This is a genomic window from Vibrio sp. K4, from assembly GCF_051122595.1.
GTDB classification, from domain to species: domain Bacteria; phylum Pseudomonadota; class Gammaproteobacteria; order Enterobacterales; family Vibrionaceae; genus Vibrio; species Vibrio owensii.
In genome coordinates this window covers 76,496-91,570 of the sequence record NZ_CP178578.1, presented here as the reverse complement: position 1 = coordinate 91,570, position 15,075 = coordinate 76,496, and the positions used below count along the sequence as shown (strand labels likewise).

12 protein-coding genes are annotated in these 15,075 nt (G+C 46.3%); 9 read left to right on the top strand and 3 right to left on the bottom strand.

The features are described 5' to 3' along the window. Window positions 1-3 precede the first annotated feature (3 nt). Genes fliF through fliJ form a run of 5 tightly spaced genes read left to right on the top strand, consistent with a single transcriptional unit; the run spans window position 4 to window position 5,311 of the window. Complete coding sequence (gene fliF, locus ACLIIY_RS17820; RefSeq protein ID WP_199454000.1) at window positions 4-1,755, top strand: flagellar basal-body MS-ring/collar protein FliF; 1,752 nt, start codon at window positions 4-6, stop codon at window positions 1,753-1,755. Further along, on the top strand, window positions 1,718-2,737 hold the full coding sequence (locus ACLIIY_RS17815; RefSeq protein ID WP_009704996.1) for a flagellar motor switch protein FliG: 1,020 nt from the start codon (window positions 1,718-1,720) through the stop codon (window positions 2,735-2,737). The genes fliF and ACLIIY_RS17815 overlap by 38 nt, the downstream gene beginning before the upstream one ends. Window positions 2,738-2,741: 4 nt before the next feature. Next, entirely contained in the window at window positions 2,742-3,497 is a 756-nt protein-coding gene (gene fliH, locus ACLIIY_RS17810) for a flagellar assembly protein FliH (RefSeq protein WP_334544070.1), read from the top strand. Next, window positions 3,490-4,839: a flagellar protein export ATPase FliI gene (gene fliI / locus ACLIIY_RS17805; RefSeq protein WP_434529028.1), complete on the top strand. Its 1,350-nt coding sequence runs from the start codon at window positions 3,490-3,492 to the stop codon at window positions 4,837-4,839. The genes fliH and fliI overlap by 8 nt, the downstream gene beginning before the upstream one ends. 31 nt (window positions 4,840-4,870) lie before the next feature. Further along, entirely contained in the window at window positions 4,871-5,311 is a 441-nt protein-coding gene (gene fliJ, locus ACLIIY_RS17800; RefSeq protein ID WP_434529027.1) for a flagellar export protein FliJ, read from the top strand. Here fliJ and ACLIIY_RS17795 read toward each other — a convergent pair. From ACLIIY_RS17795 to ACLIIY_RS17785, 3 genes are all read right to left on the bottom strand, one after another. Further along, window positions 5,306-7,522, bottom strand: a complete 2,217-nt coding sequence (locus ACLIIY_RS17795; protein WP_434529026.1) for an EAL domain-containing protein — start codon at window positions 7,520-7,522, stop codon at window positions 5,306-5,308. The genes fliJ and ACLIIY_RS17795 overlap by 6 nt on opposite strands. A gap of 123 nt (window positions 7,523-7,645) precedes the next feature. Then, complete coding sequence (locus ACLIIY_RS17790; protein ID WP_206387595.1) at window positions 7,646-8,686, bottom strand: S1 family peptidase; 1,041 nt, start codon at window positions 8,684-8,686, stop codon at window positions 7,646-7,648. 101 nt (window positions 8,687-8,787) lie between these two features. After that, the gene (locus tag ACLIIY_RS17785) at window positions 8,788-9,702 is read right to left on the bottom strand and encodes a LysR substrate-binding domain-containing protein (RefSeq protein ID WP_005436002.1); all 915 of its coding nucleotides are present in this window, start codon (window positions 9,700-9,702) and stop codon (window positions 8,788-8,790) included. A 143-nt stretch (window positions 9,703-9,845) separates the two neighbouring features. Between ACLIIY_RS17785 and ACLIIY_RS17780 the strand changes: the two genes are divergently transcribed. From ACLIIY_RS17780 to ACLIIY_RS17765, 4 genes are all read left to right on the top strand, one after another. Further along, complete coding sequence (locus tag ACLIIY_RS17780) at window positions 9,846-10,781, top strand: DMT family transporter (protein ID WP_434529025.1); 936 nt, start codon at window positions 9,846-9,848, stop codon at window positions 10,779-10,781. Between the two features lie 464 nt (window positions 10,782-11,245). Continuing rightward, entirely contained in the window at window positions 11,246-11,779 is a 534-nt protein-coding gene (locus ACLIIY_RS17775; RefSeq protein ID WP_005436006.1) for a fimbrial protein, read from the top strand. Window positions 11,780-11,837: 58 nt separating this feature from the next. Further along, complete coding sequence (locus ACLIIY_RS17770; RefSeq protein ID WP_005436008.1) at window positions 11,838-12,578, top strand: fimbrial biogenesis chaperone; 741 nt, start codon at window positions 11,838-11,840, stop codon at window positions 12,576-12,578. 26 nt (window positions 12,579-12,604) lie between these two features. Beyond that, window positions 12,605-15,073, top strand: a complete 2,469-nt coding sequence (locus ACLIIY_RS17765) for a fimbria/pilus outer membrane usher protein (protein ID WP_434529024.1) — start codon at window positions 12,605-12,607, stop codon at window positions 15,071-15,073. Window positions 15,074-15,075 lie beyond the last annotated feature (2 nt).

Sequence of the window (15,075 nt, the reverse complement as noted above, 5' to 3'; positions counted from 1 at the left end):
CCCATGTCAGAACTATCCACTCAAGTGGCCGGAAATTCTGCAATGCATGCCGGCTCCGCTCAGACTCTGTCCTCAAACCGTGGGATGGATGACGTAACCAATAAACTCAAGCAACTGTGGTCAAGCAGCCAACGTAACTTGGTATTGTCTGCGGTTTTAGCGGCCATTGTTGCGGCTATCATCGTGGTAGCGCTCTGGAGTTCTTCGCAAAGTTTTCGTCCGCTTTACAGTCAGCAAGAGCGTTTTGATATCGGCGAAATTGTGTCGGTATTAGAAACTGAAGGCATCAGCTACCGCATGCAAGAGCAAAATGGCCAAGTATTGGTTCCAGAAGGTGAAGTCGCTCGTATCCGCATGTTGCTTGCGTCGAAAGGTGTCAAAGCCAAACTGCCAACCGGTCTGGATTCATTGAAAGAAGACAGCTCTCTGGGTACGAGTCAGTTTATGGAAACGGCGCGTTACCGTCATGGCTTAGAGGGTGAGTTAGTGCGCACTATCATGTCTCTGAATGCGGTAGCAAACGCGCGTGTGCACTTAGCGATTCCTCGTCAAACCTTGTTCGTGCGCCAAAACACGGAAAACCCTTCGGCTTCTGTCATGTTGGAACTCAAGCCGGGTGAAGATCTTAAGCCAGAACAAGTGGAAGCGATCATCAACTTGGTGGTTGGCAGTGTCACGGCAATGAAGCCTGAATTTGTTTCAGTGATTGACCAATACGGTCGACTACTTAGTGCTGACGTCGCTTCTGCCGAGGCGGGTAAAGTCAACGCGAAGTACCTTGAATACCAAAAGAGTGTTGAGAAGCAGATTATCCAACGTGCGGCAGACATGCTAACGCCAATCGTGGGGCCAAGTAACTTCCGCGTACAAGTTGCGGCAGACATGAACTTCAGCCAAGTCGAGGAAACCCAAGAGATCCTTGATAACGCGCCAGTGGTTCGTAACGAGCATACCATTCAAAACAATTCCGTTGATCAAATTGCACTTGGTATTCCAGGCTCGCTGAGCAATCAACCGCCAGTAACTGGGGAAACACCAACCAACGATAGCCAGAACACCAATGCCCGTTCAGAAATCAACCGTCAGTATGCGGTTGGAAGTAGCGTGCGTCGTACTCAGTACCAGCAAGGCCAAATCGAAAAGTTGAGCGTTTCTGTATTGCTTAACTCGCAAGCGGCACCAGACGGCGTTGCTTGGAGTGAAGCGGACAAAACTCAGATCTCAACCATGATCATGGACGCAGTGGGTATCTCAAATACTCGTGGTGACAGCCTAAGTTTGATGAGCTTTAACTTCACTCCGATTGAGATTGATGCGCCGCCAGCACTGCCTTGGTGGCAAGATCCGACGGTACAGCAGCCACTGCGCTACGTAATTGGCGGCATGCTGGGCTTAGCGATGATCTTCTTCGTACTTCGTCCTTTGATCATGCACTTAACGGGGGCGGACAAACCAGCACCAGAGCTTGAATTTGCTGAGCCACAAGTGGAGCCGGAATACGACAACCTTCAGACACGTGAAGAGCGTGAGCGAGAAGAAGTGCTTAACCGCAAACTGTCGGAGAAAGGCATTGCCGTGTCGTCTGGCTTGGATGTGAACAGCGACATGCTGCCGCCAGCAGGCTCTCCACTCGAGATTCAATTGAAACACCTACAGCTTATTGCTAACGAAGAGCCAGAGCGTGTAGCCGAAATTCTGAAACAATGGGTAAACATCAATGAACACAGCGCAGTCGACGTCAAAGCAGACGCTTAGTTATGTAGAACAAACCGCACTTGTGCTGTTGGGCATGGGTGAAGATGCGGCAGCCAAAGTGTTGCAGCACTTCAGCCGAGATGAAACCCAACGTGTCACACGTGCAATGGCGAAGTTGAATGGCATCAAGAGTGATTCTGCACGAGGGGTGATTCAACATTTCTTCGAAGATTTTCGTGAACACAGCGGTATCCGTGGCGCGTCAAAAGAGTACCTATCGAATACGCTGCGTAAAGCCTTGGGTAATGACCTAGCGAAAGGCTTACTCAACAATCTGTATGGCGATGAAATTCGCAACAACATGCAGCGTTTGCAATGGGTAGAAGCAGAAACGTTGGCGCGCTTTATTGTCAATGAACACCCTCAGATGCAAGCTATTTTCTTGGCCTATTTGCCAGCAGACAGCTCTTCGGCAGTCTTGAAGCATCTACCTCAGGATTACCACGATGAAATCTTGTTCCGCATCGCTCAATTGCAAGACATCGACCATCAAGTGGCGAACGATCTGCATGAACTGGTGGAGCGTTGCATCGAGAAAGTGTCAGCAAGTCAAAGCACACCGCTTTCGGGCGTGAAACAGGCCGCAGACATCATTAACCGATTCGAAGGTGACCGCGCATCCTTGATGGAAATGCTCAAGTTGCACGATGAAAACGTGGTCAACGAAATCGAAGAGAACATGTTCGACTTTATGGTGCTTGGCCGTCAGCGCGAAGAAACCATGGATGCGCTTGTTCAGCAGATCCCGTTGGAACTGTGGGCGGTGGCATTAAAAGGCTCCGAGATTACCTTGCAGCAAACCATCAAACGTTCAATGCCACAACGCATGGCGAAAGCATTGGAAGACGATATGGAGCTACGTGGTGCTGTAGTGTTGAGCCGAGTACAACGCGCTCGCCAAGATATTATGCAGCTGGTTCGTGAGCTTGATGAAGCGGGCGAAATCCAATTGCTGCTTTATGAAGAGCAAACGGTGGAGTAAGGCAATGGCAGAAAGAGCAACCAACACCATGCGCTTGCCACCGAGTGGCTACCGTTTACATCGTTTTCCACCGCTGGCCCAGCCAGTGAATATTGAAGATGATTTCGCGTTAGATAATCAAGGTTGGCAAGATACCCAAGCGGATATCCAACAGCAGCTTGAAGCAGGCTTCCAACAAGGTTTGCAGCAAGGTCATGATGAAGGGTTACGTCAGGGGCTTGATCAAGGAAAGCAACAAGGATTGCTTGAGGGGCAGAAAGAAGGCTTCCAGAAGGGATTCATCTCTGGTGAGCAATCTGGTAAGCAAAGTTTTGTTGAAGCGGCGAAGCCAGTCAATGAACTGTTTCAAGCCTTGTCTCGTTGGCAAAATGACAAAGAACAACAGCAGCGTCATATGATTTGTGAGCTGGTGCAGAAGGTGGCGCAGCAAGTAATTCGTGCGGAGCTTACCTTGATGCCGCAACAGATTCTGGCTCTTGTTGATGAAACCTTGTCAGCCATGCCGGGTAAAGCGGAAAGCGTGATTGTTCATCTTAATCCTCAGGACTTAGAGCGAATTACGCAAATCAATGCTGACCTACCATCAGCTTGGAAGTTAGTGGCAAATGCGGAGCTACCTGTTGGTGGGTGCCAACTCGTAACAGAAGACGCAGAGGCAGACGCAAGTTGCGATTCACGTCTGCAAGCCTGCATGGATAACGTAAAACAACATTTGCTCGATGAAGTCTCGATACCACAAGTAGAGACTGAGCATGAGTAATACGTTGAGCCACGAACTGTTAAACGAGAGATTGAGTGAGGCGTTGGCGTCGCTCGATTCGATTCCTGTCGCGCGAGTAACAGGGCGTTTGATTAAAGTGAACGGCTTAATGCTGCAAGCCGTCGGGTGCCGATTCAAACTTGAACAGCGTTGCTTAGTGGAAACGGCAGAAGGTGACATGATCGAGGCACAAGTGGTTGGCTTTGATCATACAGTGGCCTACTTAATGCCGATTCGCCGCTTAGGTGGCTTGTTCGCTGGTGCCAAGGTGATTCCCCTTGATGGCGACAGTACGGTTCAGCTCAGTTCACAATGGCTAGGGCGTGTAGTGAATGGACTTGGCGAACCTTTTGATGACGGTGCGCCGCTTAAGGGAGGAGATCGTGTTTCACTTGAACCTAAACCGATCAACCCACTTAAGCGTCGCCCTGTTGATACGCCTTTGGATGTTGGCGTCCGAGCGATCAATGGTTTGCTCACTGTGGGCAAAGGCCAGCGTATCGGCTTAATGGCGGGCAGTGGCGTCGGTAAAAGTGTCCTTATGGGCATGATTACTCAGAACACTGAGGCCGATGTGATTGTGGTGGGCTTGATTGGCGAACGTGGTCGAGAGGTTCGTGAATTTGTTGAGCGAAACCTCACTCCAGAGGCGCGTAAGAAAGCCATTATTGTTGCTGCGCCAGCCGACGAATCTCCGCTCATGCGACTGCGTGCGACTTTACTTTGCCATCGTGTGGCGGAGTATTTTCGCGACCAAGGCAAAGACGTCTTATTGTTGATGGACTCATTGACACGTTACGCCATGGCACAACGTGAAATTGCGCTTTCCTTAGGAGAACCGCCTGCCTCACGTGGTTATCCACCTTCGGTATTCAGCGTCTTGCCTCAGCTTCTTGAGCGAGCGGGGAACAGCGAAAACCCTCACGGCAGTTTAACCGCGATTTATACCGTTCTGGCCGAGGGAGATGATCAACAAGATCCAGTGGTGGATTCAGCGCGTGCAATTCTAGATGGGCACGTGGTGTTGTCTCGTCAACTGGCTGAGCAAGGCCATTATCCAGCGATTGATATCAACGCCTCCATCAGCCGTTGTATGAACGCTTGTACTCATGAAGCGCACAGTACGATTGCGAATAACTTCCGTCAGCTTTACTCCAACTATCTGCAAGTGAAAGAGTTATTGCCTCTTGGTGGATACCAACCTGGGCAAGATCCTGAACTGGATCAGTCTGTTTCGATGTATCCGCATTTACGTGCTTATTTACAACAGTCAGCCAATGAAGCGGTGGACTACCCAACCAGTTTGACGGCGTTAGCACAGATGTTTCAAAGCGAGCAGTAATTGCTGCTCGATAAGCAGATTAAGGAATTAGATGGAATCGAAACTTAAGGCGGTGGGCAAGCTGCAATTGATGGAAGAGAAGCAGCGAGACAAAGTCGGGCAGCAACTTGATGTCATGCGTCAGCGTCACTCCCACCTTACGATGCAACTAGCGCAACTTTCTGCTTTGAAAAACCACGCCGGACAATCCGCTTTAACCACGCCTGTCCTTAATAGTGCTGCGCTGATGAATCTTAATCGAGTCGACCAAATGCTACAAAAGATGTTGCGCCACCACGAACACGAGCAAGCGGTGATGCAGGCGGAATGCGCATCGGTACAAAAACACCTTGAATACAAACACGCCCGAGTTCAAGGCTTGAAGAAGGTGCTGGAACGTTGGCGTACTAAACAAAACTACGAAAAAGCCAAGAAAGAACAAAAGTTGATTGAAGATATCATCAACTCTCGCTTAAAGCGCAAAGCCTTATAGCGTCTCCAACTCTGGCTGTTGAGCTTTGTGTGAAGCCTTAAATAGCTCGTCTAAATATCCCCTCAAAGGCATCGGTTTCGCGACCCCATAACCCTGCGCAAAGTCGATACCTAGGCTTCTTAATATCGCAATGTGTGCGGTGCTCTCGACAAACTCTGCCACTGTTTCTAAATGCATTTCTTTTGCGACCGTCGCGATAGAGCTGACGATCAAACGGTCGGTCTCATTTTGCGTAATCTCACGAACAAACGCTCCTTCAATTTTAAGAATATCCAGTGGCAATCTGCGTAAGTACGCGAAGCTAGCGTAGCCTGTTCCAAAGTCATCTATCGCGATTTTGCAGCCCTGCTTTCGCAAGTAATTCAAGGTTGCAATGGCTTGCTGTTCATTGATCAGGGCGGATGATTCGGTGATCTCAAAGCAAATCTTATTTAACGGAATAGAGAAGCTTTGGGCACTTTCAATAATGCGCGCTGCAAGGTTTTCGGCACTGAGTGTTTTGGCGGTTAAGTTGATCGCACAGTGGCCAATCTCATCCCAATTCTTAACCTTGTCACTCAGCATGCGGAAGGTATTGAGGATGACCCAATGGTCGAGTTTGAGCTCCAACCCAAACTGATTAATCAATGGGAAAAATGCCGAAGGTGGTAGAACCTGACCATCGCGCTCTTTTAGGCGGAGAAGTACTTCAAAGCTGTGTTTCGATGGCTCAGATTCAGAAAGCTTCATGTATGGTTGGCAGAACAACTCAAACTGTTCGCGCTTAAATACCTGTTGAATGTGATTGAGTTTGTCCATGCGGTCCATTTCAAAAGATTGAATGTTGACCCAATGGATGCTGCTGTCATTCTGCGGTGGCTGATCGCACAGAATCGACACCACTTTCTCAATGTCTTGGTCTTGGCTAACGAGCGTGCAGAAGATGGTCGGCGACACCAATGCGACGGATGTGCCTCGCCAGTAGAATTGGAAGCTCTCTAAGTACTCGGCGACTTCGTTAAGGTCATCCTCAGCAGTATCTGAGTAATGGGTAAAGCTCAACAGCCCTGTAGAGAAAGGCGGGCGATAGCAGCGGTTGATGCTGTTGTTTCGTGAATACAAAAACTCACTGAGTTGCATGATGAGCTGAGATTTTCCCTCATGCCCTAAATCGGTCAACATCGATAGCGTTGGCGTTAAGTCAAGGTAGATCAACAAGGAACGCGATTGATGACTGATGTCCTCTTTCAACTGAGCGATGTTCGAAAGCCCTGAATATGGGTCGATACGCTCTGAACGGATTTGTCTTTGTGTCATCTCAAACAGTTTCACTGAGTAGCCGCCAAGTAGGTAAGCTAACGTTGTGAGCACGGTAATAATGATCAGCAAGCCGTAGAACTGTTTGTCTCCAATCAATCCTTCATTGAAGTGACGAATACCGTCGTTAAGGATCAATAAAATAAACGGCGAGCCGACAAAGAGCGGGCGAATCAAACCGTGTTTTGCTAAACCAACTACGACAAGTAAGACGGCAAAGAAGCTCAGTGAATTGAGCATAAATGAAGAAGAAGAGAGTGCGGCCGCAAAGAAAATCGCGACGCAACTTACCAACCAAGTTATGTAGCTTTGACAACGGTTGTTAGAGACCCTCAAGCGTTTATCCAGTGCGAGGTAGGACTGTGTATCGGTGTTGGTTAACAAACTGACCACCACGTACAAGATTGGCGTGACCAGCAATTGAGTTAAGTAGTTACCTAACGTGGCATAAAACAGAAAATCGGCACTTAAGAACTGGCCATCAACAAAGGTATTGACCAACATCATCTTGATCGTATTAACGAACGGAAATAAACAACCAATAATGATGAAAAACAGGCTTATCCGCCGTGCAGCAGGTTGATGAAGTGAGCGACTGTTTAGGTAGTGAAACAAGCTTGAAAACGCAAAAGGCAGTATGGGAACCGTGAGGGAATAGAGCAATGCATGCTCAACGCTTCGACCCGTAAAGAAGTAATAGGCCATCAAGCTCAATACAATCGCAGGTAAAGCTCGCCATTGGTAACGTAAAAAACTCACCACCATTACTGAGCTGACTACTGATATAAGCTGGAATGCATCTTTTTCAATGACGAACATTTGCGACAGTGCAAATCCGGCAAACACGGATAGGGTGACGCCAAGAGTCAGAAACAGCATCGCTTTGATTCGGCGAGCCGATGCAGCTTTATTCATGAGTTTGATCTGAAAATGGTTGGATAGCCGATAATAACAGTATTATCGGCTTGAGATGAACTGGAAAATAACGTGCGTTAGAGTTTTTATTCTAAAAATTGTAACTAAGGATAAAGCTACGTGCTACAAAGGCTTACGTCGTCTTGTCCAAGCCAGTAGGCCTCCTAAAGCGACCCATCCAAACCCTATAGAACCACCATCACTGCCGTTATCACCGAAGTCATTACTTGTGGTGTCTTCTGGGTCAAAACCTGAATCCCCTTCACTGTGGTAATCTTCGGTTGTGGCTAATGCGGCATCGTAAGTGGTCTTAGTGCCAGCGCTGGTCTGCGCCTCAATCCAAGGGGTGTAATTCAATACTTCAGTAAATACGCTAGGAATGGCAGGAGATTCGCAAACTGATGAGCCGTAACTGACGATACCGATTTGCTGATAATTACCGCTACCATCTTGATACGTTAACGGGCCGCCTGAATCACCACTACATATCCCCGTGTAAGCTCGGTTTGGAAAGCCGTTGGCACACAAACTTTCTTGAGAGTTGAAACCAGAAACCAGTGAAGAACATTGCGAGTCTGTAAGAGGTTGGATCTCTGCCCAGCGCAGGTAATTCGGCCCTGTCGCATCGTTGGTTGAGGTTTGACCAAGCCCAAAGATTTGGAACACTGACCGGTTACTGTAGTCACCAAAGTCCTGTGGCAAAGTGATGGATTGGACGTTGTCTGTGATAGGGCGAGTCAGTTCCAATATCGCGATGTCATTGATCCACAAGTCACTCGCGTTGTAGTCGGGATGAATCGTGATAGAGCGTACGTCTTTGAACTCTTCGACAAACACATCATCCATGGTTGGGTTTTTGACTAAAACGCGAAGATCATTGATTGTCCACCCGTCGGTGAAGACATCCGATTCTACACAGTGTGCAGCCGTCATGATGTACCTGTCATTGACGATCGTACCGCCACAGATGTTGGCAAATTGACTTGAGCCAGTGCGGTGCAGTATCAGGCGTGCAAAGAAGGGGAGTTGATTCGCAGACGCTTGTTGCCCGCCAATAATAAACGTTTTTAAATCAGGGTCGTTGCCGCTACTGGCGGTTTCTGCAGATCCAGACAGTGGCACCATGAGTAAAACGCCACTCATTAAGACATGATACAACCTCATAAAGCCATCCTTGGGTTTTGAAAGTACTCTTCTTACTTTATACCAATTCCGACATTAATCTATTCACTTAAGAAACGAATAATTTTAATAAAGCCTATAGGTTACTCAAAGGGTTGTATATTGCTCTGACCAAACTCTTGTCGCAGCCAAGAGCGTAACAAGTGAAACGCCTCATGTTTGAGTTTGTGCGGCGGACAGACAAAGTAAAACTGCTGATAAGGATTGATGATTGGCTGCCCTAATTCTACGAGTTGGCCGTATTTGATGTCATCTTTTACAAATAGACGGTGCGTGACCAACAAGCCCAGTCGCCGTGTTGTGGCTTGCACGGCCTGAATCGACATATCAAAGGTGACCGGCTTTTTCCCTTTTGGACGTTCTATGCCGGTTTCTTCTTGCCAAACTTGCCAGTCGTGTTTTCGGCGATCATTGGTAACTTCGATAATAGGGTAAGTGTTCAGAAGTTCTGGAATGTCATATGGGGCAGAGTGTTCGAGTAGTTCAGGGCTGCACACCAAGACCAGTTCATCCTCACTCAGTTTTTCACAATAGTAGTCCTGCCATTCAAGAGGACTACCGTGCACCAAGGCGGCATCGATGCCTTCCTGTTCCAAACTGAATTGGCCAATCAAGTTAGATAGTCGGATATCTAGTTGCGGGGCGAACTCTTGCAAACTCGACATTCGAGGTATCCACCAATGCAGGGCCAGTGAGTTGACCATGTTAAAGGTAATGCGCTTGGAATTTTGGTCATGAATCAGCGCTTCTGTGGCATCGACGATTTGCTCAAGTGCCGGTGCGACTTTGCGATAGTATTTTTTCCCTTCGTTATTGAGGCGAACTTGGCGACCAACCCGATCAAACAGAGGCTTGTTCACTTGGCTTTCTAGGGATTTGATGGCTTGGCTAACCGCAGAGTGGCTAACAGAGAGCAGTTGAGCCGCTTCTGTCATGCTGCCAGTCTCTGCTACTGCAACAAAGGCATAGATTGACTTCAGTGGGACTAATTTGCGCATAGTGTCTTCACTCCTATTACCTTTTTAGTTAGCGGTAAGCTGATTCTTGATCTGTAAGTTTTTCTTACATTAGCGTTTAAAATAACTCGCTATTTCTGATGAACGCCTTTGCCTAAAATACTCCATGAATTAAGGAGTATCCAATGAAAATCGAAAATAAACCCGTCATCTTTATGCTGATGTCTACATTAAGCTTATCTGTTACTGGACTGCTAGCGAAGCAGCTCAGTGATGATCTTTCGGTGACCCTATTCAGTTTCTTACGCTTTTTCACTCCGGCGTTGATTTTATTGGTCATGCTGCGTTTCAAAAACCTGACTCTCCCTACTGGCAAGACTTTTAAACCCATTTTGCTTCGTGCCTTTTGTATTGGTATGTGTCAGTTGTGCTTTATCGCTTCTCTACAAACGCTCACGTTAGTCGAAGGTGTGGTGTTGTTTGCGACAGGGCCTTTGTTCATGCCTATCGTTGAAAAACTCTTTATGCGCGGACAGATTCGAATGTCGACCATAGTGGCACTGGTTATGGCATTTACTGGTGTGATTCTGTTGGCTGGCGCAGATGGTGAATTTACATGGCGAGTCGACCTGTTATTGGGCTTGGCTGGTGGCTTGTTTAACTCGGGCTCGCAACTGACACTCTATAAAGCGAGTAAAAGTGACCTGTCGCCGTTAGAAATCAACTTCTGGACGTTCGGTTGTGCAGCTTTACTGATATTGCCACTGATGCTTTTCAACGATACAAGTGTGTTATTGCACTCGCTTTCACTCCACGGGTTTGAAACACCGAATACATTGCTTGTCTTTTTGATGTCTCTTTTGATCATCAATACACAGGTCTTTCGTTCGAAAGCGTATCAATTGGCCAGCAGTGGCTCTCAACTTGCACCGCTGATTTTCACCAATCTACTGTTTACCGCAGTATGGCAATGGATGTTTTTCGATGACCAAATGAGCCACAGACAAATATTCGGAATAAGCCTTATTGTGCTAGCAACGATATTAAACACATGTTGGGTTCGGTTCTCTGCAACGTTTGAAATGCGAAAACAGAGGCACGGATTTACAAAAATTCACTAAAAAAAGAAGCGGAAGATATAAATCTTCCGCTTTTTTTATGTTTTTTCATCTCTGTCTTAGAACTTAGTACTCAGTTTGAATTAACAGTTTTTTATTTCCATAATGCATTCGTATGCAAGAATTTTATTCTTGAATTATATTCAGTTGAAGATCGAATTGACTGAAAATCGATGTAATCTCTCCTCTAAATCTGTAGCACATAAAATAACCATGACAGTTTTAAGTCATTTGTAGCTAAAGCCCTGTCGTATCTAAATTCCTTATCGATATTCTTATCAAATTAGACCAGTTGCTATGAAATTGGCTTATTAGCATTGTTATGGAAATGATTTATAAAATGCTAATTTGAGATTTTATTAGCCTGATAAATTAAATTTGAACTCAGGAAATGAGAGTTTGGTTCACAAAATAATGTTGAATCCCGAAGTTTACATTTATAAATCAAGATTAAAGGAAGATTTCATATGAAGCTCACTCAATTAGTTTCTATCTTAGGTTTCACTCTGTTCACATCATCTGTACTTGCGGCATCTGCAAATACCATCACTTTCCAGGGTGAAGTTACGGATGAAACTTGTACGGTAGCGGTGAATGGCGAAAGTGCTTCACCAGTGGTGTTACTGGAAACCGTATCTAAATCGCAACTAACCACCAATGGTGATACTGCTGGCGGTGCTGACTTTGATATTTCTATCTCTGGCTGTACTGGCGACGTTGCAGGTGTTCCAAACATCTCGACTGTCTTTGTTGGCAACCAAGTAACGGGCAACGGAAACCTCGGTAATACGGGCAGCGCAACCAATGTTGAGATTCAAATCCTAGACACATCAGGTTCTGCGATTGATCTGACAGGCGGCTTTAAAGGCAGCAATGACCTAGCACTAGCGGCAGGTGAAACCTCAAATACCGCGACATACAGTGCGCAATACTACGCCACAGGTGCAGCAACGGCAGGTACGGTGAACGCGTCACTTCAATACGCGGTTTCTTACCAGTAATCAGTGTTGGGAGAGAGGTTCACCCCTCTCTCTAACCAAGCCAAACAACGAGGTGATAATGTTTTTGCGATTCTGTGTTGTCTTTATCACGTTAATTTCTGGCTTCGCTGCCCATGCCAATATTGTCATGACGGGAAGCCGAATTATTTACCCAGAAGGTGAACCCTTCGTTAACGTTTACCTAAAGAACAAAAGTCAAAACGTCTTCATGGTTCAGTCTTGGTTTGAGAACGAAGATGGAACCAAAGCGACTCAAAATGAAGTGCCATTTATTGTGCTGCCGCCAATCGCGAAAATCGAACCGCAGCAAGGCCAAACACTAAGAATAATCAAAGGGGTAGAAGGAGAGCTGCCCCAAGACAAAGAGTCTGTATTTTACTTTAATTTCTTGCAGATCCCATCCAATGCAGCCATCTCAAAAGTGGTTTCAAGTGGCAATAAGCTTGTCGTGACAGTGAAGCACAAAGTGAAACTGTTTTATCGACCATTGTCAGTGGTTAATTACAAAAGAAATTGGGTTGATGATTTTCAAATACAGCTCATTAAATATCATGATGGAATAGCTAAAATCCGCATTAATAATAATCAGCCATTACATGTTTCTTTATCATCAAGTATTTACTTTGAACATAAAGGAAAAAGATGGGCTACAGATGCGAAGATGATTTCTCCTTATTCATATAAGGACTTTACTTTCAACAGTATGGAAGTGAAGAAGGGTGAGAAAGTGGACTTGGTAATAACTACAATTAGTGATCAAGGAGCTTTAATACCTAAGCGCTACTCCATCCAATTTTAAAAACTATTTTAAATTTGGTGAGTGTTATGTTGTTCGTCAAACGTTCGTCTTTTATCTTTTCCTTGCTTGCTATCCCGCCAACCTTCGGTGAGGAACTGGCTTTTGACCCATCCCTTTTTCAAGGTGATGTCGATATAAAAAAGCATACGATTTCCAATGGTGCTTTTAACGGTTCTACGTTTGAAAATGGTCATCTAGTGGACCTGTATGTGAATGGAGAAATGATTGCTCAAGGCAGTGTGGTTTCTTCTGCTTTCAATAAGAAAACGAAACGCAAAGAACCCTGCTTTACGACACAGCAACTTGAGCTGGTTGGACTCAAAGTTGAGCCAAAAGGGAAAGCGAAATCTGGTTGCCACTTATTGTCAGAGATCGCACCTATGGTGAAGTGGAATTACGACGAGTCCAATTTTCATTTGAACTTAGATATTCCCCAAGCCGCTATGGTCAACAAGCCACGTGGTTACATCGACTCAGAGAAGTGGGACGAGGGTATGACGGCTTTGTTCATCAAGCACAATACGAATTACTACCACAACGAGTATGACCGCTTGGAAGACAGCGATTATCTCTACAGTAATTTGAAAGTCGGGATGAACCTAGGCTTATGGCAATTTCGCCATGATGGTTACTTCCGTTATCTCGAGGATGAAACGAAATACACCACGTTAAACACCTATGTTCAACGTCCAATTGCATCGATAAATAGTTCGTTGTTATTAGGTGAGTCTTACACCAATGGGTCGATGTTTGGCAGCTTGTCATTCAGTGGTATTCAACTGTCGACAGACAAGCGCATGCTGCCGCAGAGTCAGCTTGGTTACGCCCCTGAGGTTCGAGGTGTCGCGGCGACTTATGCCCATGTGGTTATTAAGCAGCAAGGCAAAGTGATTAAAGAAGCCGATGTGCCCCCTGGTCCCTTTGTGATCAGCGATTTGAACGATACCAAGAGCGACGGTGAGCTAGAGGTATTCATTCATGAAGCAGACGGCAGCGTGAGTTCATTTAACGTTCCTTACTCGTCGGTACCACTGTCGGTTAGACCAGGGCAAGTGCTTTACAACACAGTAATAGGGGATGTTCGTGGTTATGAAGACGTTAGCAACTGGTTTGCAGAAGGCTCTATTCAGCAAGGTGTGAATAACCGTTTAACGCTCAACTACGGTCTTCGCATGGGGAAAGACTATCAAGCTTACTTAGCTGGTGGTGTGGTTGCGACGCCGATAGGTGCCTTTGGTGTGAACAGTACATTCTCTTTCGCACGAGTTTATGAGGAAGAAGAGTATCAAAGAGGTTGGCAAGTAGAGATGAACTACGGTCGCTCATTCGATACGGGAACAAACTTCTCCTTGTTGGCATACCGATACTCTTCTGAAAACTATAAGGAACTTGAAGATGTTCTCGGACTAAGAAAGCAACACCAAAACACCAGTGATGACGATTACGACTATCAATCACAGTCACTAAACCAACGAAACAGGCTGACGATGTCGGTGAGCCAGTCGCTGAACGAGTATGGCACCATCAACTTAAGTGGCTCTTTGGTGGATTACTACGACGGTGATGAGAGTGTGGATTATCAAGCGAGCTACAACAATCACTGGAACAGCATTTCGTACAACGTGAGTGTCGGTCGTCAGTATTACTACGGCACACAGGATAGCGGTGACTACGAAAGTACAGTGGCGCTGGGTGTATCCATTCCATTTGATTTTTATGACCGTTGGTCAACATTTGGATTCAACCATACGCACAGCAAGTCGAACGAATCTTCGACGGCCAATGTGTCGGGTACATTGGGTGAAGATGCGCCAGTTTCCTATTCGGTTTATGCCGGTCGAGAAGGCGACAGTAATACCTATGGTGGCAGCTTATACACAAGAACTCCTTATGGCGGCGTTTCTTTAGCGTCTGCGAGTGGTGAAGACTACCATCGCCTGTCTGCTGGTATTTCTGGCACGGTCTTGGTGCATGGTGGAGGCGTGACTCTTGGTCCTTATACCAATGATTCATTTGCTCTGGTTGAAGCCAAAGGAGCGAAAGGTGCCAAAGTCATGAACGGGCAAGGCGCAAGAATAGATGATTCTGGCTATGCCTTACTGCCTTCTTTAATGCCTTACCGTTACACCGATGTGTCATTGCAAAGTACTGGGTTAGATAACGGCGCAGAGATTAAAACGGGCAGTCGCAAAGTGGTTCCGTACTCCGGTGCCGTCGTGAAGGTCAAGTTCGAAACCTTAAAAGGAAAAGCGGTGCTGATTAACACGACTCTGGATGAAGGTGGCATTCCTCCAATGGGGGCAGATGCGTTCGACCAACAAGGCATCAAAATTGGCATGGTAGGCCAAGCGGGACAAGTCTATGCCCGATTGAAAGAAACGAATAAAGAAGTGATTTTGCGTTGGGGAATGGGCAAAGAGTGTCACATTCGTTACACGCCACCTAAGTCTGACAAGGTCCTTCTTCTTACAGAACAAACCTGCATGATGAGGTAAAC

What these genes read in the sequence shown, in the direction of transcription:
- fliF (WP_199454000.1), top strand. Translation starts at nt 4, where the DNA reads ATGTCAGAACTATCCACTCAAGTGGCCGGAAATTCTGCAATGCATGCC.
- ACLIIY_RS17815 (WP_009704996.1), top strand. Translation starts at nt 1,718, where the DNA reads ATGAACACAGCGCAGTCGACGTCAAAGCAGACGCTTAGTTATGTAGAA.
- fliH (WP_334544070.1), top strand. Translation starts at nt 2,742, where the DNA reads ATGGCAGAAAGAGCAACCAACACCATGCGCTTGCCACCGAGTGGCTAC.
- fliI (WP_434529028.1), top strand. Translation starts at nt 3,490, where the DNA reads ATGAGTAATACGTTGAGCCACGAACTGTTAAACGAGAGATTGAGTGAG.
- fliJ (WP_434529027.1), top strand. Translation starts at nt 4,871, where the DNA reads ATGGAATCGAAACTTAAGGCGGTGGGCAAGCTGCAATTGATGGAAGAG.
- ACLIIY_RS17795 (WP_434529026.1), bottom strand. Translation starts at nt 7,522, where the DNA reads ATGAATAAAGCTGCATCGGCTCGCCGAATCAAAGCGATGCTGTTTCTG.
- ACLIIY_RS17790 (WP_206387595.1), bottom strand. Translation starts at nt 8,686, where the DNA reads ATGAGGTTGTATCATGTCTTAATGAGTGGCGTTTTACTCATGGTGCCA.
- ACLIIY_RS17785 (WP_005436002.1), bottom strand. Translation starts at nt 9,702, where the DNA reads ATGCGCAAATTAGTCCCACTGAAGTCAATCTATGCCTTTGTTGCAGTA.
- ACLIIY_RS17780 (WP_434529025.1), top strand. Translation starts at nt 9,846, where the DNA reads ATGAAAATCGAAAATAAACCCGTCATCTTTATGCTGATGTCTACATTA.
- ACLIIY_RS17775 (WP_005436006.1), top strand. Translation starts at nt 11,246, where the DNA reads ATGAAGCTCACTCAATTAGTTTCTATCTTAGGTTTCACTCTGTTCACA.
- ACLIIY_RS17770 (WP_005436008.1), top strand. Translation starts at nt 11,838, where the DNA reads ATGTTTTTGCGATTCTGTGTTGTCTTTATCACGTTAATTTCTGGCTTC.
- ACLIIY_RS17765 (WP_434529024.1), top strand. Translation starts at nt 12,605, where the DNA reads ATGTTGTTCGTCAAACGTTCGTCTTTTATCTTTTCCTTGCTTGCTATC.